Source organism: Neobacillus sp. PS3-34 (assembly GCF_030915465.1).
GTDB lineage: Bacteria > Bacillota > Bacilli > Bacillales > Cytobacillaceae > Neobacillus_A.
Window position 1 is genome coordinate 2,037,099 of the sequence record NZ_CP133267.1, and the last position, 26,339, is coordinate 2,063,437.

General features: G+C 40.7%; 18 protein-coding genes and 11 pseudogenes. 12 read left to right on the forward strand and 17 right to left on the reverse strand.

What is annotated here, in order from left to right:
• Position 1: 1 nt before the first annotated feature.
• Complete coding sequence (gene acpS / locus RCG23_RS10495) at positions 2 to 364, reverse strand: holo-ACP synthase (protein ID WP_308179650.1); 363 nt, start codon at positions 362 to 364, stop codon at positions 2 to 4.
• Between the two features lie 101 nt (positions 365 to 465).
• Here acpS and RCG23_RS10500 point away from each other — a divergent pair, with 101 nt between their 5' ends.
• The gene (locus tag RCG23_RS10500) at positions 466 to 1,194 is read left to right on the forward strand and encodes a rhomboid family intramembrane serine protease (RefSeq protein ID WP_308179651.1); all 729 of its coding nucleotides are present in this window, start codon (positions 466 to 468) and stop codon (positions 1,192 to 1,194) included.
• A gap of 466 nt (positions 1,195 to 1,660) precedes the next feature.
• Here RCG23_RS10500 and uvsE read toward each other — a convergent pair.
• The 10 genes and pseudogenes from uvsE to RCG23_RS10545 all read right to left on the reverse strand — a co-directional run bounded on the left by uvsE (position 1,661) and on the right by RCG23_RS10545 (position 9,710).
• Positions 1,661 to 2,625: pseudogene (gene uvsE, locus RCG23_RS10505) on the reverse strand (UV DNA damage repair endonuclease UvsE).
• Between the two features lie 131 nt (positions 2,626 to 2,756).
• Positions 2,757 to 4,247: pseudogene (locus tag RCG23_RS10510) on the reverse strand (DEAD/DEAH box helicase).
• A gap of 253 nt (positions 4,248 to 4,500) precedes the next feature.
• Complete coding sequence (locus RCG23_RS25955; protein WP_374049823.1) at positions 4,501 to 4,701, reverse strand: alpha/beta hydrolase; 201 nt, start codon at positions 4,699 to 4,701, stop codon at positions 4,501 to 4,503.
• Between the two features lie 194 nt (positions 4,702 to 4,895).
• Positions 4,896 to 5,189 (reverse strand): annotated as a pseudogene (locus RCG23_RS25960) (alpha/beta hydrolase); the annotation flags it as partial.
• A gap of 111 nt (positions 5,190 to 5,300) precedes the next feature.
• Positions 5,301 to 6,680, reverse strand: a pseudogene (gene murF / locus RCG23_RS10520) (UDP-N-acetylmuramoyl-tripeptide--D-alanyl-D-alanine ligase).
• 126 nt (positions 6,681 to 6,806) lie between these two features.
• A pseudogene (locus tag RCG23_RS10525) lies at positions 6,807 to 7,885 on the reverse strand (D-alanine--D-alanine ligase).
• A gap of 258 nt (positions 7,886 to 8,143) precedes the next feature.
• Entirely contained in the window at positions 8,144 to 8,467 is a 324-nt protein-coding gene (locus RCG23_RS10530; RefSeq protein ID WP_308179654.1) for a DMT family transporter, read from the reverse strand.
• A 10-nt stretch (positions 8,468 to 8,477) separates the two neighbouring features.
• Positions 8,478 to 8,807: a DMT family transporter gene (locus RCG23_RS10535; protein ID WP_308179655.1), complete on the reverse strand. Its 330-nt coding sequence runs from the start codon at positions 8,805 to 8,807 to the stop codon at positions 8,478 to 8,480.
• Between the two features lie 127 nt (positions 8,808 to 8,934).
• The gene (locus RCG23_RS10540; protein ID WP_308179656.1) at positions 8,935 to 9,078 is read right to left on the reverse strand and encodes a hypothetical protein; all 144 of its coding nucleotides are present in this window, start codon (positions 9,076 to 9,078) and stop codon (positions 8,935 to 8,937) included.
• Between the two features lie 26 nt (positions 9,079 to 9,104).
• Positions 9,105 to 9,710, reverse strand: a complete 606-nt coding sequence (locus tag RCG23_RS10545) for a hypothetical protein (protein WP_308179657.1) — start codon at positions 9,708 to 9,710, stop codon at positions 9,105 to 9,107.
• Positions 9,711 to 10,084: 374 nt separating this feature from the next.
• Here RCG23_RS10545 and mgtE point away from each other — a divergent pair, with 374 nt between their 5' ends.
• From mgtE to RCG23_RS10560, 3 genes are all read left to right on the forward strand, one after another.
• Positions 10,085 to 11,440: a magnesium transporter gene (mgtE, locus tag RCG23_RS10550; RefSeq protein WP_308179658.1), complete on the forward strand. Its 1,356-nt coding sequence runs from the start codon at positions 10,085 to 10,087 to the stop codon at positions 11,438 to 11,440.
• Positions 11,441 to 11,549: 109 nt separating this feature from the next.
• Positions 11,550 to 11,744 (forward strand): hypothetical protein, encoded by a 195-nt coding sequence (locus tag RCG23_RS10555; protein WP_308179659.1) that lies wholly within the window; start codon positions 11,550 to 11,552, stop codon positions 11,742 to 11,744.
• Positions 11,744 to 11,944 (forward strand): YwbE family protein, encoded by a 201-nt coding sequence (locus RCG23_RS10560; protein WP_308179660.1) that lies wholly within the window; start codon positions 11,744 to 11,746, stop codon positions 11,942 to 11,944. The genes RCG23_RS10555 and RCG23_RS10560 overlap by 1 nt, the downstream gene beginning before the upstream one ends.
• Positions 11,945 to 12,013: 69 nt before the next feature.
• Here the strand turns inward: RCG23_RS10560 and RCG23_RS10565 are convergent, their stop codons facing one another.
• Positions 12,014 to 12,784, reverse strand: coding sequence for an AraC family transcriptional regulator (locus RCG23_RS10565; RefSeq protein WP_308179661.1), 771 nt, complete (start codon positions 12,782 to 12,784; stop codon positions 12,014 to 12,016).
• Positions 12,785 to 12,893: 109 nt separating this feature from the next.
• Here RCG23_RS10565 and RCG23_RS10570 point away from each other — a divergent pair.
• The 4 genes and pseudogenes from RCG23_RS10570 to RCG23_RS10585 all read left to right on the forward strand — a co-directional run bounded on the left by RCG23_RS10570 (position 12,894) and on the right by RCG23_RS10585 (position 18,604).
• Positions 12,894 to 14,158, forward strand: a pseudogene (locus RCG23_RS10570) (extracellular solute-binding protein).
• 99 nt (positions 14,159 to 14,257) lie between these two features.
• Positions 14,258 to 15,472: a carbohydrate ABC transporter permease gene (locus tag RCG23_RS10575; RefSeq protein WP_308179662.1), complete on the forward strand. Its 1,215-nt coding sequence runs from the start codon at positions 14,258 to 14,260 to the stop codon at positions 15,470 to 15,472.
• Between the two features lie 13 nt (positions 15,473 to 15,485).
• Positions 15,486 to 16,319, forward strand: a complete 834-nt coding sequence (locus RCG23_RS10580) for a carbohydrate ABC transporter permease (protein WP_027324038.1) — start codon at positions 15,486 to 15,488, stop codon at positions 16,317 to 16,319.
• A gap of 18 nt (positions 16,320 to 16,337) precedes the next feature.
• Positions 16,338 to 18,604: pseudogene (locus RCG23_RS10585) on the forward strand (glycoside hydrolase family 65 protein).
• A gap of 155 nt (positions 18,605 to 18,759) precedes the next feature.
• Here RCG23_RS10585 and RCG23_RS10590 read toward each other — a convergent pair.
• A complete protein-coding gene (locus RCG23_RS10590) occupies positions 18,760 to 18,954 on the reverse strand; it encodes a DUF5316 domain-containing protein (RefSeq protein ID WP_308179663.1) in 195 nt (64 codons plus the stop codon).
• 266 nt (positions 18,955 to 19,220) lie between these two features.
• Between RCG23_RS10590 and RCG23_RS10595 the strand changes: the two are divergent.
• Positions 19,221 to 19,400 (forward strand): annotated as a pseudogene (locus RCG23_RS10595) (FtsW/RodA/SpoVE family cell cycle protein); the annotation flags it as partial.
• Positions 19,401 to 19,470: 70 nt separating this feature from the next.
• Positions 19,471 to 19,788 carry a LapA family protein gene (locus tag RCG23_RS10600; protein WP_308179664.1) on the forward strand — a complete coding sequence of 106 codons (318 nt, stop codon included), beginning with the start codon at positions 19,471 to 19,473 and terminating at the stop codon, positions 19,786 to 19,788.
• Positions 19,789 to 19,868: 80 nt separating this feature from the next.
• On the opposite strand, the gene RCG23_RS10605 is transcribed toward RCG23_RS10600, so the two are convergent.
• The 3 genes from RCG23_RS10605 to RCG23_RS10615 all read right to left on the reverse strand — a co-directional run bounded on the left by RCG23_RS10605 (position 19,869) and on the right by RCG23_RS10615 (position 21,711).
• Positions 19,869 to 20,378 carry a sulfite exporter TauE/SafE family protein gene (locus tag RCG23_RS10605; RefSeq protein WP_308179665.1) on the reverse strand — a complete coding sequence of 170 codons (510 nt, stop codon included), beginning with the start codon at positions 20,376 to 20,378 and terminating at the stop codon, positions 19,869 to 19,871.
• A 67-nt stretch (positions 20,379 to 20,445) separates the two neighbouring features.
• Complete coding sequence (locus RCG23_RS10610; protein WP_308179666.1) at positions 20,446 to 20,727, reverse strand: TSUP family transporter; 282 nt, start codon at positions 20,725 to 20,727, stop codon at positions 20,446 to 20,448.
• Positions 20,728 to 20,808: 81 nt separating this feature from the next.
• A complete protein-coding gene (locus RCG23_RS10615; RefSeq protein WP_308179667.1) occupies positions 20,809 to 21,711 on the reverse strand; it encodes a diacylglycerol/lipid kinase family protein in 903 nt (300 codons plus the stop codon).
• 281 nt (positions 21,712 to 21,992) lie between these two features.
• Between RCG23_RS10615 and RCG23_RS10620 the strand changes: the two are divergent.
• Positions 21,993 to 23,620: pseudogene (locus tag RCG23_RS10620) on the forward strand (mechanosensitive ion channel).
• Positions 23,621 to 23,821: 201 nt separating this feature from the next.
• Positions 23,822 to 24,405 (forward strand): annotated as a pseudogene (locus RCG23_RS10625) (DedA family protein).
• A gap of 31 nt (positions 24,406 to 24,436) precedes the next feature.
• Here RCG23_RS10625 and RCG23_RS10630 read toward each other — a convergent pair.
• Positions 24,437 to 26,259: pseudogene (locus RCG23_RS10630) on the reverse strand (APC family permease).
• Between the last annotated feature and the right edge of the window lie 80 nt (positions 26,260 to 26,339).

Here is a 26,339-nt window from a genome sequence, read left to right on the forward strand (position 1 = left end):
TTTATCCGTTCACCGGCTCCTCCTCAATAATGACCTGTGCCACAGCATAATCCCTACTGTGTGATATTGATAAATGAGCGCGTGTTTTAGGCTGCGAAAAGAAGGGTCTTCCAAGCAAGTCTGCTTCAATTTCAATATCCAAAAAAGAAAGCTCTTTACCAATCCCGGTTCCATTTGCTTTTGAAAAGCTGCCTTTCGCCGCAAATCTCCCTGCCAGGAATTCCACTTTCCTTTTTCCACTTAATGTTTCGTATTTAAGCTTTTCATTAGATGTTAAAATGCGATCAACAAACTTGGCCTGTTTAGTGATGATTTCCTCTATCCTGGATAATTCAATAATATCGGTTCCTATCCCCTTAATCATTTATACCCCTCCTTCTATCTATTTTTTAGCTGCATACATATAAGTGTACAAGTTCAAAATTCCGGCTATGCTGTATTAGAGAATGCTCAAGGAGGTATGAGATGTTTATACGAACGGAAAGCTTACGGGAATTCATCCGCTATTATCCAGCAGTTTCAACCATTGTTACCATCCATCTTTTATTATACCTATTAACCGTACTTCCCATTTTCCCAAACAACTGGTTTATTGAGACCTTCTCAGGAGTGAACTTATATATTACCGAGGGGGAATACTGGCGCCTTTTGACCCCTACTTTCATGCACAGCGGATTTACGCATATGCTCTTCAATAGCTTCTCTATCGTTTTATTCGGTCCAACAATAGAAAAATGGCTGGGAAGCTTTAAATTTTTTTCCCTCTATTTAGTGTGCGGAATCGCAGCAAATCTAGGCACTTTATTCCTTGAACCGCTTTCCTATACGCATGTTGGTTCAAGTGGCGCTATCTTCGGGCTTTTCGGCTTTTATATTGCCATTATTATGTATCGAAAAAACTGGATCTCCAGGGATAACTCCCGTATCATCCTTATCCTTCTCGCGATAAGCATTTTGATGACATTCTTGCAGCCAAATATCAACGTAACCTCCCATTTTGTCGGACTTCTATCCGGATACATAATCGGAGCTCTGTCCTACTTTAATCGCAAGGATTTTAATCTGTCTATATCGGAAGCAGCAAAATGGGCTTCATCAAGAAAATCATCTTTTTCAAGACAATCCCCCGTTAAAATCATTGTTTGGGGCGTCATCCTGCTTTTTGCTGTCCTCGGATTTATGATACAAAGATAAATTGGCCTGATTCCGCATTAGCGGGCAGGCCGTTTTTTGTACCGCCGTTTTCGTATACTTTGTCGCTATACAAGGAGTAGTTGATTTCCACTCCAGGATGCTCGCTTTCCGCGGGGCGGGCGGTGAGCCTCCTCGGCGCACAGCGCCTGTGGGGTCTCACCTGTCCCGCTGCTCCCGCAGGACGGTGAATCAGCTTCCTAGAATTAACACCGCACGAAGGAAATGCGAGAGCATTTTCGAGGAGCTCGCACCTTCTGTTCCAATCAACATTTTTTCAACGATGTGCTTTTATAAACCTATTCGCAAAACAACATTCTTTTAGAAAACAGCCTTTAGTAATAACCAGAATACCATGAATAAATACGCTAGATATCCTTTTCACCGAGGTTAGTCACTTTTCCGATTCTCCCGTTTTCCTTTACCTTCCATTCCATTAGTATACATGGACAGAGGAAACATTCACCAGCTATATGAGCTGAAAAGAGGAGGAATCCAGGATCTTGATGCCCGTCCGCTCCCGCATATCCTCCATTAACCGGAATAGGGCGGCATCCTTTTGTTTCGCTTCAACCATACAATGTATTTCTGGAACGGAGCCTTTTATATCTTTTAAAAAAGCGAGGAATAAATCCGGGTCTACAAATTCGGCGTGTGCCCTAAATTCGTTTTCAGACCTTGGGCTTGAGATATGCATCTTGATTGGAAGGGCCGAATGGCCCAGGTATTTACTACCCTATCCCAATCTTCCATCCACATTTCGTCTTCATGGTTGGCCAGATGATGATGATAATCAAACACAAGCGGGATGCCAATTTTTTCACAAAGGTACAGCACATCCTTTAAAGTAAAGGTTGTATCGTCATTTTCCAGCATGATCATTTTTTGAATAGATGAAGGAATGAAACCCCAATTATGGATAAACTGTTCAAGTGCCTTTTCTTTATCGTCATATCCGCCACCCACGTGAAGCACACAGCGATGTTCTGTATTTATTCCCATCCCCTTTAACAAAGCGTCATGCATGGCCAGCGTTTTTAAAGACATTTTTAAAATATCGGTATTGGCCGAATTCAGCACGACGAAATGGTCTGGGTGAAAATCGATTCTGGAAGGATGCGCATTTATAAATTCGCCTATTTTAGCCAACGATTCACGAAGAGGTTTAATGAAATCCCAATCGGCTAATTCTTCATGGTTGGCCAGTGGTATCAGCCGTGAGCTTAAACGAAAAAAATGAATATCGTTTGCATGATTATGCTTTAGCAGGCGCAGGCAGTTATCCAGATTAGAAATTGCAATCCTTTCTAACTTTTTTAATGCGGCTTCCCTGTTAGTCAGGCGATTGAATTGTGCGAATGTCATCGTCTGCGACGGAGAGCAATTTTGAAGCTCCATACTCATCGCCACATACCCCAGCCGGACAATCGTCATAAAGGCTCCTCCTTAAAATTCTTTTGTATTAATATGCCCTTTTAACTTTCCAGAAACCAAAAAAAAGAGCACGGATATATATCCACGCTCTTTCGGTTCAGCACTTTGGCCATATTGGCCTTTGGTTTTTATTATCGGTTAAAGCTTCTTGGCTTTGAAGAAGATGATGATGATGATGGCTTCCCGCCGCCACGCTTTTCACCTGATCTTGGCTTAAGGGGCCTTCTTGCGACGGTTGTCGCCTCCGCCTCTGTTACTATCATAGCTTCTTTTGCGGTCCTGCTGTTTACGGTCTCTGCGCTGTGGAAGAGGCTGTTCTTCAGTCAGCTTGATCGGTGAAGTATCTGGTTCTTTTGTCAGCATTTTCAATACTGCAGCAACTACTGTCGAAGCATCGTTATTCTCAAGCAATTCCTGAGCCGCTGCTTTATAGTAATGAAGGTTATTGGATTCAATTGTTTGAAGAATTTTATCCACAACTGCACGCTGCTGGCCTTCAAGAGCCTCATCAAGTGTAGGAGCAACCATTTTCTCCATTTTGCGCTTTGTAGTACGCTCAATAACAGAAAGATAACCTTTTTCTCTTGGTGTCAGGAACATTAGAGCTACACCTGTTTTACCCGCACGTCCTGTACGTCCGATACGGTGAACATAGCTTTCTGGATCCTGAGGAATATCAAAGTTATACACGTGTGTAACACCGGAAATATCAAGTCCGCGGGCAGCAACATCGGTTGCAACAAGGATATCCACTGATCCTTCTTTAAACTTGCGAAGGACGGACATACGTTTCGCCTGGCTTAAATCTCCATGGATGCCTTCAGCAGTATATCCCCTTTGAATTAAGGCTTCAGCCAATTCATCCACACGGCGTTTTGTACGGCCGAAAATAATCGCCAATTCTGGTGATTGAATATCAAGGAGCCTTGTAAGCACATCAAATTTATTCTTTTCTTGCACTTCCAAGTAATACTGTTCAATCAAAGGAACCGTCATTTCTTTCGTTTTTACACGAATGATTTGAGGATCTTTCATGAATCTCTCAGCCATTCTCTGGATTGGACCAGGCATTGTTGCTGAGAAAAGCAAGGTTTGGCGCTCAGTAGGAATTGCTGCAAGAATGGTTTCAATATCTTCTATGAAGCCCATGTTCAACATTTCATCTGCTTCGTCAAGGATCGCAGTGTGAACCTGATCAAGCTTTAATGTTTTACGGTTAATATGGTCCAGAACACGTCCAGGTGTTCCGACAATAATATGTGGAGCTTTTTTAAGTGAGCGAATCTGGCGGCTAATATCCTGTCCTCCGTAAATCGGCAGAACACGAACTCTTTTTCCTGATCCAATTTTATAAAGCTCTTCGGAAACCTGGATGGCTAGTTCACGAGTTGGCGCAATAATGATACCCTGAATGGCATCCTTGCTCACATCCACTTTTTCAACTAACGGAATTCCGAAAGCAGCAGTTTTACCAGTTCCTGTTTGCGCTTGTCCGATTAAATCCTTATTCGCAAGGCTCATTGGAATCGTTTCTGCTTGTATTGGTGTAGCTTCCTCAAAACCCATTTTAAGGACAGCTTTTAAAGTGGCCTGGCTTAGCCTAATTCTTCAAACTTTGTCAATGTTTTCATTCTCCTTCATTTGTATCCATATATATTTTAAGTTTAAGTGCTGATAAAGTAGGGAATTTCAACGTCACTAAAACATAAAAGGGCAACATCTCTATTTTATCAAAAAAAGACATTCTCCTAAAAGGAGTATGCCCTTGTTTGTAGGTTCTTTAGACACGTTGATGATAATCATAACACTATTGCAAATTTAATGCAATAAAGTGCAAATGGCTGTAAACGCTTCAAGATAGGTAAAACCCCGCGATTACATATCATTTAAAAAATTATACACCTGGAAAAAGAGGGCTTCTTTTTCCTCACAGTGGCAAATATGATGTTTTGAATGTTTGACGTACGTGATCTGTTTTTCCTTTGCTCCAATGTTTTGGTAAAGGTATTCGGCGCTTTTGGGCGGTACAATCCCATCACTTTCTCCCTGGGCGATGAATGTTGGCACATACACCATTGGAAGAAAGGCCTTGTAAAAAAAACGAGTCGTCGAAATTGGAGAGTCGCCTCTAGTGGGGTTTGTATTATTTTTCTTTTATAACGCAAAAATAATTCATTTTTTGCGATGTTTCCCTGAACAGTATCGATCAGCACATTTTTAAGGTCTAAAACCAGCTGCCTGGGATTAATGTAATAAGCAGCTGCACTAAGCAGGACAAGCTTGTCGATGTTATAATTTGCTGCTAAGTAACTGGCAATTAAGCCACCCATTGAGAAACCAATCACATATACCTGATCGCAATTGGCCAATAATTTTTTTAGTTCCTCTTCAGCATATTCTATCCATTGTTGGTATTTGATGCCCTTTAATGATAGGTTGTCACCATGCCCGGGCAGTGTAGGCACGCTGAATAACCAATCAGTTTGTTCCTTTAGATACTCTACCAGCGGTTCCACCTCATAAGGAGCGCCAGTAAACCCATGGATGCATAAGCAGCCAATCATGTTTGATCACCCGCCAGAAAAAAGGGAATACTTACTGCTGTTTTATACCCGGACTTCGACTTTTTAATCATAGGCATCATGATTTTGCACAATGGTTTTTGCTCCTTGAAATTAAACTTTTCGTTGTAAAGAGCCCACAATTTCTTCCAGCTTCATGCCGCGGGATGCTTTTACCAATATAAGCGTCTTCTCATCCGTATGCTTATGAAGTTCTTTAATTAGTTCCGATTTGTCGGTATACGCGAAGACTCTTTCATCCCCTAGAGACTGGCGCGCCCCTTTAGCGATATGAGCGCCCAAATTGCCAAAGGTAAAGGCAAGACTAATTTTACTCTGGTCAAGCATTTTGCCTATATTGAGATGATAGTCTTCTTCCTCCGCCGAGCTCAAGCATGTCACCAAGTACAAGAATTTTTTTATCATATCCGGTTAAATTGGAAACCAATTCAATTGCAGCAATCATTGAGGTCGGGCTGGCATTATAGGCATCGTTGATAATTTTTTCACCGTTGCTTCCCTCTACCAGCTCCATCCGCATATTGGTTAGCTTTATGTTTTCAAGGCCCTTATTCATCTTATCAAAGGGAATAGAAAATTCATTAGCAATCAGCATTGCTGCTAAAGCATTTAATATATTATGCGTACCCAGTACGGGCAGATAAAAACGCTCTTTTGACAGGTTAATTCTAAAATGGTTGCCGTTTTGGCCTGTTCTATCTCAGTGGGATAAATGTCATTTGTTTCGCTTCTGCCAAACGTCTGAATCCGGATATTCGTTTTTAACTTTTCAATTCTTTCCATTAATAATGGCTCGTCTCCATGCAGGACAGCAAGACCGCCATCCTTTAAGCCCTTTAGGATTTCAAGCTTTGCTTCTGCGATCCCTTCCCGAGAACCAAGGTCAAGCAAATGTGACTCCCCGATATTTGTTATGACGACAGCATCCGGCCTTGCTAACGTTGTCAGAAATTCAATTTCACCACGTCCGCTCATTCCCATCTCCAGAACAGCTACCTGAGTTTCTTCCTCGAGTTTCAGAACTGTCAACGGCAAGCCGATATGGTTATTATAATTCCCTTCTGTCTTCTTCACCTCAAACTGCTGTGAAAGAAGGCCGTATGTCATATCTTTCGTAGTTGTTTTTCCATTGCTCCCCGTGATACCGACCACCTTTACTGGCAGCTCCTCGCGGTATTTTCTAGCTAGTTCCTGGAGTGCTTTTAAACAATCCTCAACAATGAGAATAGGCAGGTGAAGCGGTGGATTTGGCACATCCTTTTGCCAGAGTGCCGCAGCTGCACCTTTTTTTAAGGAATCTTCTACGTATTTATGCCCATCCGCATTCTCGCCCTTAAAAGGAATAAACAAGTTTCCTTCTGCGATTTTTCGTGAATCAATTGAAACACCTTTTATTATTGTATCCGCAAAGGAATTTACATCATTGAGGGCAGATACCATGTCCGATACCTGCCTTAAAGAACGCTTGATCATCTATTGACCTCCATTTCCTTTCAAAATGAACGGACACGGCCGTTCAGCCGTGTCTCCGTTTGATTTCAGCCGATTGCGGCCCTTTATATGTTTTGCTAGCAGCAAAGGTTAAGAAAAGAGCCTTAATTAAAAGGTATATTTAATATTTTGCTTCTCTGCATGCCTTTCCTGGGCAAGGCTGACAAGTCGCTCAATTAGTTGCGGGTACTCAACTCCAGTATGCTTCCATAATAATGGGAACATACTGAACGGCGTAAACCCAGGCATTGTATTTACTTCATTAATTAAAACCTTTCCTTCTTTGGTTAAAAAGAAGTCAGCGCGCACAAGCCTGCGCAATCAAGCGCCTTAAAGGCCTTAATCGCCATTTCTTTGATTTGATCATATTCTCCGGCCTCAACTTCCGCAGGGATGATCAATGCAGTCTCTCCATCCTCATACTTGGCTTTATAATCATAAAAGTCTTTCTTAGGCACAATTTCACCGGCAACAGAGCATTCCGGATTATCATTTCCAAGTACGCCCACTTCAATTTCCCTTGCCACTACGCCTTCTTCGATGATAATTTTCCGGTCAAATTGGAAGGCTTCACTAAAAGCCACTTCCAGTTCTGCACGGGATGAGCATTTACTGATCCCGACACTTGATCCAAGGTTCGCCGGTTTTACAAAGCAAGGATAACCAAGTGATGCTTCAACGTTTTCATATGCCTTATCCTTGGCTGACTCCCATTCGCTCTTGATAAAAGCAACGTAATTGACCTGTGCCAAACCAGCCTGAGCAAATACATTTTTCATCATTACCTTATCCATACCGGCTGCAGATGCAAGTACGCCATTACCAACGTATGGGAGATTAAGCAATTCTAACAATCCCTGAACCGTTCCGTCTTCTCCATTTGGGCCATGCAAAAGCGGGAAGATGACATCAAGTGCTCCGCCTTCGTTGTGGCTTGGGTTAAATAATGCAGGGGCAAGAGCTCCGGCAGCTTGATTTCCTTCTTGTGTGAATTCGAGAGCTTTAACATTTTCAACAGGGCCGCTGAGCTGCGGTCCCTTAATCCATTGGCCCTCAACTGTTATGTATATTGGATGAATTTCAAATTTTTCAAGGTCCAGCGCCTTGATGACTGCAAGGGCAGTTTGTAATGAAACTTTATGTTCCGCGGATTTTCCTCCGTATAATAAACCTAACTTTGTTTTCATAGTAAACCTCCAAATTTCAAAATCTAAAAAATATAAAACATTGTATGTAACCCCGGATGAATTTGCGCTAATCCGGTTCACTAAATTAAGCTTCGCAGGAACAAGCCAACTTTGGGGTGTTCTGAAGGTGCTATCGCTTTTCTTTTATTTTAACACTTTATGAATGAACTTCTGAAACAAAAAGGTGGATTTTCTCCAGCATACTTTTTCCTATTTTCTATTTTATGAAACATCGTGCTTGCCTAAAAACTTTAGATCTCATTCAGAAGCAATTAATTTTAATCCAATCACGCTAAAAATAATCATGGCAATAAATAGAATTCGCTTTTTGTTTCTTGATTCACCGAAGAAGAGCATTCCCAATATAACACTTCCTGCTGCACCAATCCCCGTCCAAATGGCATAGCCCGTACCGATGGAAATGGTCATCAGGGCCCTGGATAAAAAAAACAAACTAAAAAAGCCCGCTGCCATTGAGAGTGCTGTAAATTGATGCCGTTTGAACCCTTCTGACATTTTAGTAAAGATCACAAATCCTATTTCTCCGAAACCTGCAAGTACTAAGAAAACCCAAGCCATCATAACTTCTCCTTCACCATGTCAGTTTCATCCCCAGTGGTGAGTTTGAGGCCGATAATTCCAGCAATAAGCATTCCCAGAAAAAAAGCTTCGTGCCGTCTACATGATGGAAAATAATCATTTCCACGGCCACCGTTCCCGCTGCCCCTATTCCGGTAAATACGGCATATGCCGTACCAATAGGAATAGTCTTCATTGCTTTGGCAAAAAGAATAAAGCTGAATATGATCAATATCACCGTCACCGCGCTTGGAAGCGGCTCTGTAAAACCGTTCGAATGTTTAAGCCCAAACGCCCACCCTATCTCACTTAAACCCGCAATGAATAAATACATCCATGCCATTTTCATCACTCCTCAGGCTGCCTTACCAAGCTAGTGCACGCAGCCACCAGTACAATGCTATTAATTGTTATTAGAATTTCCTAATGAACGAAAAAATCTCTCCTTCCACTTCGGAGAGATTTTCATTCTATACCACAAACAGCTTCCATTCCTTCGTTTTTTTATCAAAAACGATTTTTGCATGGCACGGTGTATCGGCAATTTGCAGATATTCATCATAAACATCATCCATATCGGCAAAATCTCCAATCACCCACGCAGGAATCTCCACCCTGCCCCTTTGATGCTGGGCATCCTTTATCGAAATGCAAAGGCCTCTTTCAGAAAAGGAGTTAATGAAAGAAGAATCTCCTTGCTTACTTCAGGATAGGTTCGTTTCTTTTTTATGCCTAGAAGGGTTTTCTCAAGCTTTAAATGGCCCAATTTCCCCGCGATTACAATGCTGAGAAGTGTGAACAGATCCTTAAAGCTCCGATAGTAGGTTTTATTAAACCAGCCATCATCATGCGCGAGGTAAACAAACCTGTTTCCTAGTTTATTATAAAAAGGCAATTTCAAGTGCTGCTTTAAATGTCCCAAGTATAGCAGCTCAGCAATTTCCTGCCCGGTTAGCTCATTTAAGTCCTCTTCCTCGACAAAATCAATCCAGCAAAAGTTCCCGTATCCGTATACGCCATCCTTTGCAAGCTTGGCTATTTTCTCTCTGGGGACAAATTCGTGCAGCGTATGCCTATTGAATTCACCTTCGTCAAAACGATGCTTCAATAAGAGCAAATGATTCATTGAACCCGAAAAAGCATCGGCAAATTCCTCAAATTCTATGCCATAAGAGATAACATATTGCTCTGGTTGATTTAAATGAACATAGATGAGGTCCCGAATATCTTGATTGTGCTTTTTCAAAACAAAACTCCTCCAGTCAAAAAGAAAAGCGCAAGCGCCTTTGGTCCTGTAAAATCATACTCCCTGAAGACTTGTAGCTTCAATATAAAAATATTTTTTCCCGAAAAGCAAGTCCTTTACCATTTTACCAAATAAACAACAAAATATCTTATTTCAATTCTTTTACATTTTCATTTCTCATCTTGCCGTTTGTTACCATCGATTGCGTTTTGAAATGACATTCTTTGTGGAATAATATACCTAGTCCTGAGATTTCCTGGCATAAACAAATTTCTTTTGTACTTAGTTTGCCCTTTGGCATTTCAAATTCTTCATTATTTTCATATAATGAATCATGATTATTTGTAACGCACCGCAGAAAGGAGCGTGAGAGCATGGTAAAGAATATGACTGAAGATCAAATCACCCTTTATGTCATTAAAACCTTAAAAGAAAATAAGAAAAAAGATTTTGAAGCGATTCTCGATGAACTGCAGCCCTATGACATAGCAAAAATTTATGAGAATCTGCCTGAAAAACATCAAACAAGATTTCTTTTGTTTTTAAACATGAACCTTCTCGCCGATTTAATGGAGGAGTTAGATAAAGAAGAACAGCTTGAAGTTTTGAATAAGCTGGGCATCGAAAAATCAGCAAAGGTACTCGACCTGATGGATAATGATGATTTAGCCAGCTTTCTTGATGAATTATCCCCTGAGAAGATGGATTCATACTTATCTGGAATGAAAAGCGAAGAATCAAAAATCGTTCAGGATATGATGAACTATCCTCCCGAATCAGCCGGGAGAATGATGACTAACCGCTTTGTCTGGATACGCAATAATTACACGGTCAAGGAAGCGGTTGAGAAGATGAAAACCTTCGCCAAAATCGCGGAAACGCTTAATTATCTTTATGTCATCGATGCCAGCCGCAAGCTGGTCGGTGTTGTTTCCTACCGAGACCTTCTTTTGGCTGAACCGGATGATATTATTCAAAATATCATGTACGAGAGGGTTATAGCCGTAACTGCTGCAACAGACCAAGAAGAGGTTGCGAGAATGACGGAGAGATACGACTTCTTAGCGATTCCAGTAGTAGATGAGCAACACGTTCTTGTCGGGATTGTTACGGTCGATGACATCATTGACGTCGTCATTCAGGAAGCAAACGAGGATATTGAAAAATTATCCGCCTCAGGTAAATCAATCGATTTCGATACAAAGGCTATTGTAGCTGCTTGGCGCAGGCTTCCCTGGCTGATCCTCCTTCTGTTCATCGGACTTGTGTCAGGAAAGATTATCAGCGGCTATGAAACCACTTTACATAAGGTGGTCGCTCTCGCCTTTTTTATGCCGATGATTGCCGGGATGACAGGCAACACCGGCACTCAATCGCTAGCAGTTGTCGTAAGGGGGCTGATTTCCCATGATATCGAGAAAAAGATTGTTGTCCGTTTAATTGTACGTGAGCTTGGAGTAGGCCTTATAATTGGAATAACATGCGGCATCCTGATCTCCATCATCGCCTATATTTGGCAAGGCAGCCTTGTACTTGGGGCTGTTGTCGGCTGTTCCCTTTTCCTCACACTGATTATTGGAACGCTGGCTGGCACGACCATTCCCTTGCTATTATATAAATTAAAAATTGATCCTGCCGTTGCATGCCCGCTCATTACGACGTTAAATGATATTTTTTCACTTATCACTTACTTTGGGATTGCAACGATGTTTATAAATTATTTGACTTAAAGGAGCGAAACTGAGTTTCTGCACATTCGCCACTTTCATTCTGCTTTCCCAAATGCATGAAAATAGATTATACTGGACTAACTAAAATAATCATTCAGGAGGAATTAAAATGACTGAGAATAATCAATCTGAAGCTCCAAAAAAGAAAATAAGCCTGCAGGAAGCAATGAAACAGCAGCTTGAAAATAAAAAAAACCAGGCTTCCGCTGGTAAAGGAAATTCGGGTATGGATACATCCACCAAAAAGATGAAAAGCCAGCAAACGAAAAAGCCTAGCAATACGCGCAGGAAAATGGGCGTCTAATGAACGGACAAAACCGTAAAGACATCTCTCCGGGTATTTCTGTCGATATCGTATTAAAAGCAGATCAAAGAACCGGAAAACGGACCCGTGGGATTGTAAAGGATATTTTAACCAATTCGAGTTCCCATCCCCACGGAATAAAAGTAAGGCTTACAGATGGACAGGTTGGCAGAGTCCAGGAAATCCACTCTCGCCAATAAAAAGAATCAAGCAAAAATAATGTTAGGAATCATTTCATGTAAAAAGCATTCTTGCCCAGAATGCTTTTTTTATTGTGATTCAGCACTTTCAATTCCGCCAGAGGACTGAATATTGCGAAACTGCCTGGGTGTGACTCCGATGTATTTTTTAAAAAGAGATGTATAATAACTTTGGTTGCAATATTTAAATAGATGGGCAATATCGCTTAAAGATAATTTTGAGTGCAATAAAAAATACTTTGATTCTTCCATTCTTTTTCGGTTAATATATTCCGAAATATTTACTCCGACAGATTCCCGAAAAACCTTCGAAAGGTATGCTGGGTGTACTCCTGCAAATCCCGCAATATCCTCTAACATTAATTCATTTAGTATGCCTTCATGAATATAATTGATTGCCTTATTGACTATGTAATTATGAAAAGGGCGATTTGCTGATTTTAAAGAATCGATGAACGAAGAGATCATTTCGTATTCAAGTTCTTTTATCTGTATTATAGATTTCAGCTTCTCTATTTGCAGAATATAAACATCACTTAAACTGAAAGCATCTTCCGGAGGGACTCCTCCTTTAATAATAGAACGTGTAAATAATGTACAAGAACAAATGAGGGAGTTTTTTAGTGACCTTACTGGATCTTCGGCAAGTTTTGCCCTTTCCGTTGAATTGATTTGATCAAGTACAGCCCTTGCCTCCTCCTCGTCGCCCCGGCGAATGCTATCCATTAGCTGCTGTTCAAGTGCATATGACGGATGAGCATAGAAGTTTCGTTTGTTTTCGATCCTTGCCGTAAAATACTTCTGAATAATGGTATCTTTTAGCGAACGATTTTTATTCATCTTCTCACTTCACCTTAAAATGTTATTAAAAATACCAAAATATTAGTATAATTGTAATTTTATAGTAGTTAAAATTCAAGTATCAAATATAAAGGGGGCCATTCAATAAATGAAAAAGATAAAATGGTTTTCAAAAATGTTAGCGTTTTCACTCACCGCTAGCATCGCTTTAGCTGGCTGCAGTTCCGACACTGGCAAAGAGAAAGCAAAGCCGGCTAGCAGTGGAGGATCAAGCGATAAACAGGTGGTTTTAAAATTCGCTGCCCAAAATGATAACACACCTGCAACACAGAAACTAATCGACGCTTTCAACTCTAAACAAGATAAATATAAAGTTGAATGGACACAGATGACAAATGATTCAGCACAAATGCATGATCAGCTATTAAACTCTTTATCCAGCGGTTCAAGTGAATATGACGTTTTATCTTTGGACGTTGTTTGGGCTGGTGAGTTTGCCGGAGCAGGATACCTTGAACCAATCGACGTAAAAATGAATGAAGCGAAATATAATAAAGCAGATTTCAATGCCGGTTCAATGGCTTCAGGTAATTACAAAGGTAAACAATACACACTTCCTTTCTTTCCTGACTTAGGTCTTCTATACTTCCGTAAGGATATCGTAAGCCCAGAAGATGCTGCCAAACTTGAAGGCGGCCAATATACTTACGATGATCTTTATGCAATGGCTCAAAAATACACCGGTAAGAATAACACTAAATACGGTTTTGTGTACCAGTCAAAACAATATGAAGGTCTTACAGTTAACGTTACCGAGTTCTCTAAATCCTACCAGGATGTTAAAGGCGGACTTGAAACCATGTACAAATTCACAAAAGCTCCGTTTAGCCCGAAGGATATCCTGAATTTCACAGAAGCGGAAACTCATACAAACTTCGAGCAAGGCAATGCTGTTTTTGCACGTAACTGGCCATATGCATTGGCCGCATCAAAGGACAAGAAGATGGAGTTACAATTAAAACTGACCAGGTGGGCATCGCTCCACTTCCAAATGGAGGTTCTGTAGGCGGATGGCTTCTAAGCCTCAATAAAAACTCCAAGCATGTGGATGGAGCATGGGAATTTGTTAAATTTGCCGCTGGCGAAGAAGGACAAAAAATCATGTCCACAGAAGGCGGATACTTACCTGGCTTTAATACTCTGTTAGACAATGCTGATGTAAAATCTAAAAATGAGATGCTAACCTACCCAGGTTTCCAAAAGGCGCTTACAACTACTATCGCCCGTCCAGTTTCTCCTGAATATTCAAAGGTATCGGATACAATTCAAGTAAATGCACACAAATACTTAAGTTCTGGAACAGGACTTGATGAGGCCGTTAAAGCGGTTGAAACTGCTGGTAAAGGCGAGTAATAAATAAATGAGAAGGCTCTAATCTTCATTAGAGCCTTTTTCTATGAAACACATTGTTCTCCATTGAAATGAAACTACAGCTATGAAAGGGTGAATGTAATGTGGAAAATGGGTGTTAAAGAATGGCTGTTCATCGTTCCAACGATTGTGCTCATTGGTATTTTTTCATTGTGGCCAGTATTTCAATCCTTAACGTATACCTTCTTTGATTACCGCTTAAATGATCAGCAAAAAGCCGGTCTTTACTTCAACGAACGGTTTAATGTCAATTTATACAAAGAAACTCAGCTATATGTAACGATGTTCCTTGATGAAGATTTACCAAACGTGAAGGACCCGGCAGATCAAAAGGAAGTAAAGTCAGTAAATGCAAGGCTAAAATCTGTAGGAAAACAATTCGCTAATGAAAAAGGTGTTATTAAGATCAGCCGGGACCAAAGGGCTGACCTAGTTAGTCTTCACCGTGATGCCAAAAACCTTGTTGAATCGTTAAACGGCAAGTATACACTTATCCATAAGGATGACCTTCCTGCTCTGGTAGACGATATTCAAAACAGTATTATTCCTTCCAATTTTATTGGATTTAAAGGCTATAATAAGATTTTTCATGATGATAGGGTAGGAATCGCACTTTGGAATACTACTCTTTTTACAGTTGTATCAGTATTTATTGAACTTGTTCTTGGTATTGGATTAGCACTTATTTTAAATAAAGCAATGTTTGGTCAAGGGATCGTCAGAACTACCTCGCTAATCCCCTGGGCTATACCGACGGCTGTCGCCGCACTCATGTGGAGTTATCTTTACAATGGAAGCAGTGGAATTGTTGCCCATTTTTTTGAAAATGTAGGGCTTGTTAAACAGTCTCAGGATCTATTATTGAGCGGTCCAGGCGCAATGGCTTCTAGTATTTTATCGGATGTTTGGAAAACAACTCCATATATGGCTTTGCTTCTGCTGGCAGGTCTTCAAAATATCCCGAGTTCTCTGTATGAAGCAGGTTCTATTGATGGTGCAGGCAAAATTCAGTCTTTCTTCAAGATCACATTGCCATTGTTAAAACCGTCTATTCTGGTAGCGCTATTGTTCCGAACTCTTGATGCCTTCCGAGTATTTGATCTTATTTATGTACTTACCGGTGGCGGACCTGGAGGAGATACCGAAACATTATCCATTTATGCTTATAAGGTAATGTTTGGACAAACAAATTTCGGATATGGTTCTATTATTGTTATGATGATGTTCATATGCGTTGCCCTTATTGCGATTTTGTTTGTAAAATTCTTGGGTGCCAATCTCATGGAGAAAAATTAAAGGAGGGAAAAATATGCAAACATCTAAACGGAAATTATGGATTACCTTCGGAGTGTTCGTAGCGTTTTACTTATTCGCCATGGTATTTCCGTTTTTCTGGGTCTTCATTACCTCCTTTAAAACCTCTGGAGAAATCTTTGGAACTGGTGCCTTCCGGGTCATTCCAAAAGATCCGACCTTGAAAAACTATATAACAATCTTGTTTGAAAAAAACATCTTAAATTCTATTAAAAACAGCTTTATTGTTGCAACTACAACTACCATATATGTTGTCATTGTTGCTACTTTTTCAGCTTATGCGATTTCGCGTTTTCACTTTAAAGGGAAAAATATTCTGCTTGGCTTAATCCTTGCTGTTTCAATGTTTCCACAAATGATAATGACCGGTCCTGTATATAACCTATTCTTAAAACTAGACTGGTTAAATTCATATGCAATTGTGTTGCCTTATTCTACGATTACTCTTCCGATGGCGGTATGGATATTGGTGACACATTTCAACCAGATTCCTTTAGCACTTGAGGAATCGGCTAAAATTGATGGAGCTACCACGTTCCAGACACTTTATAAGGTAATCTTTCCTTTGGCTGCACCGGGTGTATTTACAGTTGCGATTATTACCTTCATTGCCGCATGGAATGAATTCCTGCTTTCTATAACATTGAATACTAATTCCGAATACCATACGGTTCCGGTCGCTATCTCCTTCCTAAGGACACAATTTGAGATCCTATGGGGTGAGGTATCTGCGGCTACTGCAATCGTTACCATTCCAACTCTCATTATCGTCCTCTTCTTCCAAAAGCAAATTGTTTCGGGCTTAACGAGTGGCGGAGTGAAAGAATAATAGGCAGAGGTGTTTAAAATGTCATGGAAAATCGGCTCAGAAACTTTACAGGAATCGCAGCTTTTAAATGAGGAAAGCTTATTTTTCACCGGAAATGGTTATCTCGGCGTACGCGGAAACTTCGAAGAAGGGCTGCCAAACTCCTATTCCTCTATCCGCGGTACGTATATTAACGCTTTTCACGACATTGTTCCCATTGAATATGGCGAAAAGCTTTATGGTTTCCCTGATACTCAACAAAGATTATTAAATATTATTGATACACAAACCATTTACCTTACATTTGATGATGAAAAGTTTTCGCTATTTGAGGGGGAAATCCTTTCATATAAACGGGTGCTCCATTTGGATAAAGGTTATTCAGAGCGAGCTGTTCACTGGCGTTCCCCGAAAGGAAAGGAAGTGAAAATTAGTTTCCTCCGCCTGGTTTCTTTTACGCAAAAAGAACTTTTCATCCAAAAAGTAATCATTGAGCCAGTTAACTATACGGGCCCCTCTCGATTGTTTCCACTGTTAATGGAGATGTATCCAATTTTACGGACAAAAATGATCCCAGGGTATCATCGGGCCATGCAAAATGCCTAACGATAACAAAAGCCTCACACCACAACAATTTTCCGTTTGTTGAGGTTCAAACACTTCAATCACAGCTTAAGGCGGCTTGCGGGTCAGTTTATTCTATAAATCAAGATTATAAGCGTACAGATTCAGTCATTGAGGGTGCAATTAAATCCTCTTTTGACACAGTATTAATTGATACAATTATTTTTGAAAAGAAAAGCATCTATGCGGATACACTTCGCCATGGAGAAGATTTATTTGCAACGATAGAGGTACTACATTCCCTCCTCTCCGAGACCCATTTCAATAGCGTACTAGCCCAGCAAGATAAATACTTGCAGGAATTTTGGATGGACACCGATATCGAAATCAAAGGAGACACTGCCCTTCAGGAAGGGCTTCGGTTCAACTTATACCATCTCTTACAATCAGCCGGGCGTGACCAGATATCTAATATTGCTGCGAAGGGACTTTCTGGTGAAGGATATGAAGGCCATTACTTTTGGGATACCGAAATCTATATGATTCCAGTGTTTTTAATGTCGAAACCAGACATTGCAAAGCAATTGCTAATCTACCGATATTCGATTCTGGATGGAGCAAGAAGCAGAGCTAAAGAAATGGGGCATTCAAAAGGAGCTTTATTCCCATGGCGAACCATTTCCGGGACAGAATGTTCATCCTATTTCCCTGCAGGGTCTGCCCAATACCACATAAGTGCTGATATCGCCTATAGTTTTATTCAGTATTATATGGTTACTGAGGACATGGAGTTTTTAAAAAAATACGGAGCTGAAGTTCTCTTTGAAACAGCTCGGTTATGGATTGAAGCAGGCCATTACAAAGACGGACAATTCAGGATAGATGCCGTTACCGGGCCAGACGAGTATACATGTATTGTAAATAACAATTATTATACGAACGCCATGGCAAAACACAACTTAAAATGGGCAGCAAGGGCTTATTCCATGCTCCAAACACAAACCCTTGACGAATTAATTGAATTACAGAAAAAGCTTAATCTTGACGAAAAAGAGGTTTTATCATGGGCTAAAGCTGCCCAGAATATGTACCTCCCTTATGATGAAGAACTTAAGATAAATCCACAGGATGATTCCTTTTTAAACAAAGATATTTGGGATCTTGATGCTACACCTAAGGAAAAATTCCCTTTGCTGCTTCATTACCATCCATTGACACTCTACCGGTATCAGGTATGCAAGCAAGCTGACACAGTTTTGGCGCATTTTTTACTTGAAGATGAACAAACACTTGAAACCATAAAAAATTCATATGATTATTATGAAAAAGTGACCACACATGACTCGTCATTATCTTCCTGTGTTTTCAGCATCATGGCTGCGAAGCTGGGGTACAGGGAAAAGGCATACCACTACTTCAATGAAACGGCACGCCTCGATTTGGATAATACCCATGGGAACACCCGGGACGGGCTCCATATGGCGAACATGGGCGGAACATGGATGGCTATTATCTTTGGGTTTGCGGGGCTTCGAATAAAAGAAGAAGGTCTTTCGCTAAATCCAATATTGCCTGTCCAATGGGAGGGCTATTCTTTTCCTCTCCGTTACCAGGGCAGGAGGCTTCGAGTTATCCAAACATCCGGGCAAACACGGATAGAACTAATTGCAGGGGATAATCTTACAATTAATGTTTCAGGGAAACCCATTTTACTTACCCAAAATGAACAGATTATTATTTAATAAAACTGATATACACAAGAGGGCGGGAACCTTAGACTTTTCGCCCTCTCATTTTTGACTAATGTTTCTTTGCCCACCCTCTCACTATCCCCACTCCACGATAATAATCATCTTTCCGTCTTATTTCTCGTAAAAATATATTGCAACAGCGACAATTATTCCGGGCAGGTCAGCAATGCCAATTTGGTTGTCCATGAAAGCCGTTCCTTTCGATCTCCCTCTGTCTCTGTTGCAAAATTGGCACGTATTCGATCCCCATTCACTAGGGAGCCGGATATAATCATCGAAAGAATCAAAAAGAACAATCCTGTACCTCCGGTAACCTTAGCTACATTCTGAGATTCATCCAAAAACCAGGTACAATTGAAGTAACAAAAGCAATCAGAACCCCACAGAGTATATACTTCATTTCTGGCCCCTCTTAAAATTTATGCTTTTTCTAATAAAGGAGGAACTATTCACTGGTAAAAACGTCAAACTGGAGCAGGTGTATTTTAGATGTTTTCCTTTAGCAAATTTATTGGAAAATTTTTATCAACAATTCCCATTGAACGGGTGTGAAAGATGAGTAAAAAGGCCGTGTTTTAGACAAATTTAATTGGACTACCGGTTAAGGCTTTGGCAGAATATCGGAATGACCATTCAGGTATTACCGATTACCGGTATCCCCCTGCCCTTTATAAGCTACGGAGGAAGTTCATTAATGGGAAACATGTTTGCGATGGGAATCATTTATAGCATCCGTTACCACCATCAAAACTACATCTTCTCTTCTGGAACATACTTGAGGGGTTGAGCAGCGTTTTATCCTTTTAGAATTGGGTATCTTTACTATAAGTATCGTGGTTAATAAGGGAGGAAGTGCATTGAAAACCCAGTGGAGTTTACTTCTTGCGATTCTTTTCATTTTTTTAGTGGCCTTTTTTGCGGTGATAAATGTTGAGCCGGTTGAAGTCGATTATTTTTTGGGTAAATCACAATGGCCACTAATTTTAGTCATCTTAGGATCAGTCCTTGCAGGTGTTGTCATTATGGGATCTGTAGGGGCGAGGAAAATTTATGCTCTGAAACGCGAAATAAGGCAGCTTCGCAAGGAAAAGGATGCGCTTGAGGTTCAAAATCATCTTGCGGAGTCCGGAGATGAGCGTGAGATTAATAATGGCAAATTCGGATTGGCTGATTAAAAGAAAAGAGGCTGCCCCATCTAGGTCCTTTGCATAGTGAACGATCTGGGCAGCCTTTTTATGTGTTCCTTCCCCAAAAATCAAACGGTTCCTTTCACCCCAGAATGCCATCTGGAATAAGAACGAACGAGGAAAAATAAGATAAACATCCCCAATACGCACAAACCAGCAAGATTCAAGCCTGCCAGCTTAAAGACAACACTGCACAAGGTAATCAAATATAAATATGCCAAAAGTGTCTTCATTTCCTTTTGCTCAAAATATAAGGTGAGCTTGGCGCCCAGATGTGAGCCGATGAGTCCGCCGGCAACGAGCAGGAGAGCAGCTTTATAATTGATGGCTGTTGTCATCGCATACGAAATATAGCCAGCTCCTCCTATTAACAATACTGAAAACAGGCTTGTCCCGACCGCTTTTTTAACATCTAGCCCTAGTAGGGAAATCGAAAGCGGAACTAAAATAAATCCCCCTCCTACTCCAAGCGTTGCCGAAACAAATCCACCCATGATCCCGACAAGTGCAATTTTTACAATTGAAGTTTGAACGGATTTATTTTCTTTAGAAACAGCAGTCCCTTTAGACTTGAACATCGAAAAAGCCATATAGGCAAGGAAAAAAATATAAAGAAAAGGGATTACCTTTACATCCCAGCCCTGTTTATCCATATAAAAAACGAATCGGCGCAGCTAATGTAGAGGCAATCCCGCTTATTCCAAGAATAATTCCCTGCCTCCAGACAATATTTTTCAAACGGATATGGGCAAAAATCCCTGAAAAAGAGGTTCCGACGGTAAAAAACAGGCTCGTTATGATGGCGGATATAGGTGAGAATCCAATCAGCAATAGGACAGGCGTTAGGATAAAGCCGCCGCCTACCCCAAAAAAACCAGAGAGAATACTAATCAGACAACCTAGTAAAAAATAGAGTACAAAATCCACAAGTGATGCATCCTTTTCGTGTATGGCTTTTCCTATATTATATGCCTATTTTTATGCTGATAAAAGAAAAGCCTTCAGCACTTATTGGCCATTAAGAGCTTTCAGCATCCTAAAATGGCCAGGAAGCACCTCGATTTCCAAAGGTGTCTGCAGATAAACTTCGCCATCCGTATCTGCATCCCGAGGTTTATCCGTCTCAATCGTTATTTTTCTACCGCTGTAATGGAGTATTTCATTCGCTCGGCTTTCATCTTCTGCTGAAACATCTGTCGTTAATAAGTCTTTCAATAAGGCAAGATTCGTATTTTTCATGATAAATACATTGGCCAGCCCATCATCATATTGAATTCCATTAAACGGAAGTGCATTCGTCCCGATATGGTTCCCATTCGCAACCAAAATCATGACTGCTTCTCCCTCGGCATGTTCGCCGTCATACTGAAGGGAAAAGGAAAAGGGATCCATCTGCCTGATTGTCCGGAAGGCACTTAAATAATAGCTGATCTTTCCAAACAGCGCCTTCTCCCTTTCGTCAATATTATTGGAGGTTTCGGTTACGAGCCCCACCCCGCAAAAATTCAAGGCGAAATTGTTATTAATCCGCATCACATCAACCGGTACCTCTTCGCCCGAAACAATAGACTCCGCCGCCGCACGTATATCCAGAGGCGTCCCTAATGTTCTGCTAAAATCATTGCAGGTTCCGCCCGGCAAAATCGCGATGGCAGGCCGTTTATTCAGCCCTCCCAGTCCATTGACACACTCATGCACAGTTCCATCTCCTCCAAGAACGATGACGAGATCAACAGCTTCACCATATTCTTCACAAAGCTGTTGGGCATGCTGTGGGCGTTCTGTTCTTAATATAAGTAAATGTCCGAATGCAGCAGAAAAGACAGGCACACAAGCGCCTAACTTTTTTTCAATATCCTTTTGCCCTGCATTGCCATTGTAGATAAGCATTGCCTTCGTATTGCGTTCCATCTATATCACCCCAAATAATTTACAGGAATCATGCGCTGGCCTTTCCAATTTGGAAAGAGCCTGTACTATTCATGCAGTTAAATTGCTTCCATTTTTTCTTTATACCCAAAAAAACTCTCCATGAAATATCAGCTGCAGATTTTTTTAAATTTTTTCTATAAAAAAATATCACTTCTTTCTATAGCGAAAAAGGGATGGAAGCACCTCTGCATTCACAGCAGTTTAGCAAGCCTTTGTATGGGTATATGTGATTTAAATATATTAAAGGAGTGAGCAATTTGATCAAAAATAATTACTGGGATGGCTGGGAGCAAATTTCCTATCGCTTACCTGACTTTTTAATTGCACTTGCTGTCCTTCTCGTTGGATGGATCGTTGCAAAAGCTATTGAAAAGGGTGTTTATAAGGCTCTAAAGCGGACGAATTTAGATAACCGTCTTTTTGCTAACACCAATAATAAAAAATTCTCTTCCGAAAAGCTTCTCAGTAAAATTATTTATTATTTACTGCTCGTCATTGTCTTTATCCTATTCTTCAATATTCTGCATTTAAATATTATTGCTGGTCCTTTAGCAGGCATGCTGGCAACGATCATGGCAGCGATTCCGAGCGTTTTGAAAGCAGCTCTCATCCTTCTATTCGCCTGGCTGATTGCTACAGCGTTAAGCTTCCTGATTCGCAAGTCCGGAAAAACATTACGTGTACACCAGGGTATTAATAAATTAAATCTTACAAAAAACAACCAGGACCCATCGGTACTAGTCGATAAAATAGCAAAAATCGTTTTCTATCTAGTACTTCTTCTATTCCTGCCGGGTGTTCTGGCTGCACTAAATATTAACGGTATTTCCGGCCATTCTCAAATATGCTCAGCAGCATGCTTGCATTCCTGCCGAAGCTTTTCGCAGCGGCTCTCATCGTTTTGGTAGGCTGGTTCGTGGCCAAGATTGTTCGGGACATTCTTACCAACTTCCTGCAAACACTCGGTTTAGAAAAACTGGTTCAAAGATTTGGGTTATCAAAATTATTTGAAGGGACAAGCCTTTCAGCTGTCATTGGCAATATTGTTTTTGTCCTTATTTTAATCCCAACTGTTATTACTGCTCTAGAAAAGCTGAATTTAAAAGGGATTTCAGCGCCTGCAATCGCGATGTTAAATGACATCATGACCATGATTCCGAATATCATTGTTGCCGTTCTCTTTATTTTAGCGGGTATATGGATCGGAAAATGGGTCAATCGATTTGTAACAGGATTACTTGACCGAATTGGCTTTAATTCATTTTTTAAAGGAATTGGTTTTGGCAAAAATACTGCTTCCACAACGGTTACATTTTCAAAATTAGTCGGTTATATCGCTCAGGCTTTTGTTGTTCTGCTGTTTGTGGTACAAGCTTTAAATGTGATTAAGCTTAATTTCCTTGTCAAGCTGGCAACGGGAGTCATCTCTTACCTGCCGAGCGTATTTGCCGCCATCATCATTCTATTAGTAGGCCTATACCTTGGCGGCCTTGTTAAAAAGCTGTTAGACAGTATGATTCAGGGGCAGCATTTCCGTCTACTGTCTTCCATTGCCAAGTATGCGATCATCGCCATTTCAATCTTTATGGCTTTAGACCAGCTCGGTGTAGCAGCATCGATTGTTAATGCAGCCTTCATCCTGATCCTTGGCGGATTGGCGCTGGCATTCGGTTTGGCCTTCGGACTTGGCGGAAAGGAATTTGCTATGAAATATTTGGCAAAACTAGATCATAAAATTGAAAACACAAGCATTAAAAGCCCTCCATCCAATCCGGGCGGACAGATGAATCCTACGGATTTGAACCAGGGACATGTGGATCCTAACCAGTTCAACCCTAATAATCAATTTATTGATCCAAACCGTCCAAACAACGACAACCCTTTCTAATTTCTAGAATCATTAAAAAAGGCTTCGGACCATCCGGAGCCTTTTTATTTCCTTTTAAAAATCTTTTGATGCTTGTATAATCTCAGCCAGTAACATACACTTCTTAATAGGAAATGAAAGATAGGACTGCTCTTTTTATTTTCATAAACAGCAAAATTGATTTAAACTAAACGTTGAATTCATAAAAAGTGAAGGTGAACCATGAAGGATTTTATTTTATCGGTTTTAACGATGTTATCTGATTTAGGTTATTTCGGTATTGCCCTTGGTTTGATGATTGAGATTATTCCAAGTGAAATCGTATTAGGCTATGGCGGATATATGATCTCACGAGGGCTTCTCAGTTATCCTGGGGCAGTCATCGCCGGAGCAATCGGAGGTACGATTGCACAGTTGTTCCTTTACTGGATGGGCTACTATGGCGGACGGCCTTTTTTAAAAAAATACGGAAAATACATTTTAATTAAAGAGAAACAGATTGACCTGTCTGAAAAATGGTTTCAAAAATATGGAGCAGGTGTCATTTTTTCTGCCCGCTTCATTCCCGTGGTCCGGCATGCAATTTCTATTCCGGCTGGGATTGCAAAAATGCCTGCAAGCAAATTCACGCTGTACACATTGGCAGCCATTATTCCATGGACGATTTTCTTCCTATATCTTGGTGAAGTATTGGGGAAAAATTGGCGCACATCAAAGAGTACGCGCAGCCATACGTGCTGCCTGCGATTGCAGTTGCCATTGTAGTCGGCATAATTTACTTCTTAATAAAAAGAAAAAGCAAATAGGAAAAGGGATTCCATCACGGAATCCCTTTTCTTATTTTTTAAAATGATATGGCATGGTTGCAACAATGACCTTCTTTTTATATAGAAGATAAGCACGGATTAATAAACTCGATTGATTGTGAAGGATGTTATGCCAGTTCTTTTTTGTTATGAACTGCGGTATAAGAACAGTCACTCCGTAGTTGGAATTGCTCGCCTTATGCTCAACAATATCAATAAATTTCCGTAAAGGCTGGACGACACTGCGGTAATGGGATTGCAGTGTGACAAGGCGAACATCAGGCCGCCAATTTTCCCACTTCTCTTCAAAGCGCTTTTCATCCTCACGATCAAAGGATACATAAACTGCAATTACTTGATCTGTAATGGATTTGGCATAATTTATGGAGTTCTCTACTACCTTGGTGATTCCGGCAAACGGAACAATGATAACATTACCTTCTATTTTCACAGCTGGATGGACAGGATCAATTCGCAGCTGCTCACCGACAGCTTCATAATGCTTCTTAATCCGGTGGAAAAATAAAACAATGATCGGCAAAAAGATTAATACAGACCATACTTGTCCAAACTTAGTAATAAAGAGAATAACCAGGACCGTTAAAGTAATCAGTGCCCCGATTAAATTGGCTGTTAGCTTTGCTATCCAGCCTGATGGCTTTTCACGTGCCCATTTAATGATCATGCCTGTCTGTGAAAGCGTAAAAGGTATAAACACCCCGACAGCATATAAAGGTATCAGCTGTTCTGTCTGCCCGCCAAAGGAGATAATCAATACAATGGACGCAATACCTAATGACACAATTCCATTAGAGTAGCCGAGACGGTCGCCTCTGATAGTAAACATCCTCGGCATGTACTTATCCTTTGCAAGATTAAAGGCAAGCAAAGGAAACGCAGAGTAGCCGGTATTCGCAGCAAGAATTAAAATAAGAGCTGTCGTTCCCTGCACAAAGAAATACAAGTAATTTGGCCAAAGGTTTCCCTGGCGATTTGCGAGACGACCGTTTCATTTACCTTAGGAGAAATTCCATAATAATAGGCTAAAAACGTAATTCCAGAGAACAATAATGCTAATAATGACCCCATTAGGATAAGTGTTTTAGCCGCATTATTAGGTGCCGGACTTTTAAAGTTTGGTATAGCATTTGAAATAGCCTCCACTCCTGTCAGTGCAGAGCAGCCCGATGCAAAAGCACGGAGGAGCAGAAATAGGGTAATCCCTCCAACATGTGTTCCGATGGACGCATGCTGCCCGGAAGGTACATAGCCTGTGGAAATTTTAAAAATCCCAACGCCAATTAAGATAAACAGTCCGATAACAAATAAATAAACAGGATAAGCTAATATTGTTGCCGATTCCGTCAATCCGCGAAGATTCAGCAGCGTGATCAAAATGACCAGAATACAGGCAATAAAAACATTATATGAATGCAGGCTGGGAAGCGCTGAGGTAATTGCATCTGTTCCTGCAGATACACTCACCGCCACGGTCAAAATATAGTCGACAAGCAGAGATCCACCCGCGAGCAATCCGGAATTCACCCCGAGATTTTCCTTGGAGACCACGTATGCGCCTCCGCCTTGCGGATATGAAAAGATGATTTGCCTATACGATAAAATAAGAGCAGCCAGCAAAAACAGCACACCTACGGCAATCGGTACTGAATACCAATAAGCTATTGCACCGACTGCTGCCAGTACAAGGAGTATTTGTTCTGTTCCATAAGCTACTGACGAAAGGGCATCGGAAGATAGAATGGCTAGAGCCTTGAAAATGTTTAATTTTTGTTCGCCTATTTCCGTGGATTTTAACGGACGGCCAATCAAAAGCCTCTTAACCGAAGAAAACATGAATTCACCTACCACAGCAAAAAGTTGAAATACCGATTGATTTTAACATAATCGGTCATAAATTATGAAGCTTTTCTTTT

Excerpts from the sequence above, each read along its gene's own strand:
- acpS (WP_308179650.1), bottom strand. The coding sequence starts at position 364 with ATGATTAAGGGGATAGGAACCGATATTATTGAATTATCCAGGATAGAG.
- RCG23_RS10500 (WP_308179651.1), top strand. The coding sequence starts at position 466 with ATGTTTATACGAACGGAAAGCTTACGGGAATTCATCCGCTATTATCCA.
- RCG23_RS25955 (WP_374049823.1), bottom strand. The coding sequence starts at position 4,701 with ATGGTGTATGTGCCAACATTCATCGCCCAGGGAGAAAGTGATGGGATT.
- RCG23_RS10530 (WP_308179654.1), bottom strand. The coding sequence starts at position 8,467 with ATGATGGCTTGGGTTTTCTTAGTACTTGCAGGTTTCGGAGAAATAGGA.
- RCG23_RS10535 (WP_308179655.1), bottom strand. The coding sequence starts at position 8,807 with ATGGCATGGATGTATTTATTCATTGCGGGTTTAAGTGAGATAGGGTGG.
- mgtE (WP_308179658.1), top strand. The coding sequence starts at position 10,085 with ATGGTAAAGAATATGACTGAAGATCAAATCACCCTTTATGTCATTAAA.
- RCG23_RS10555 (WP_308179659.1), top strand. The coding sequence starts at position 11,550 with ATGACTGAGAATAATCAATCTGAAGCTCCAAAAAAGAAAATAAGCCTG.
- RCG23_RS10560 (WP_308179660.1), top strand. The coding sequence starts at position 11,744 with ATGAACGGACAAAACCGTAAAGACATCTCTCCGGGTATTTCTGTCGAT.
- RCG23_RS10565 (WP_308179661.1), bottom strand. The coding sequence starts at position 12,784 with ATGAATAAAAATCGTTCGCTAAAAGATACCATTATTCAGAAGTATTTT.
- RCG23_RS10575 (WP_308179662.1), top strand. The coding sequence starts at position 14,258 with ATGTGGAAAATGGGTGTTAAAGAATGGCTGTTCATCGTTCCAACGATT.
- RCG23_RS10580 (WP_027324038.1), top strand. The coding sequence starts at position 15,486 with ATGCAAACATCTAAACGGAAATTATGGATTACCTTCGGAGTGTTCGTA.
- RCG23_RS10605 (WP_308179665.1), bottom strand. The coding sequence starts at position 20,378 with ATGTTCAAGTCTAAAGGGACTGCTGTTTCTAAAGAAAATAAATCCGTT.
- RCG23_RS10615 (WP_308179667.1), bottom strand. The coding sequence starts at position 21,711 with ATGGAACGCAATACGAAGGCAATGCTTATCTACAATGGCAATGCAGGG.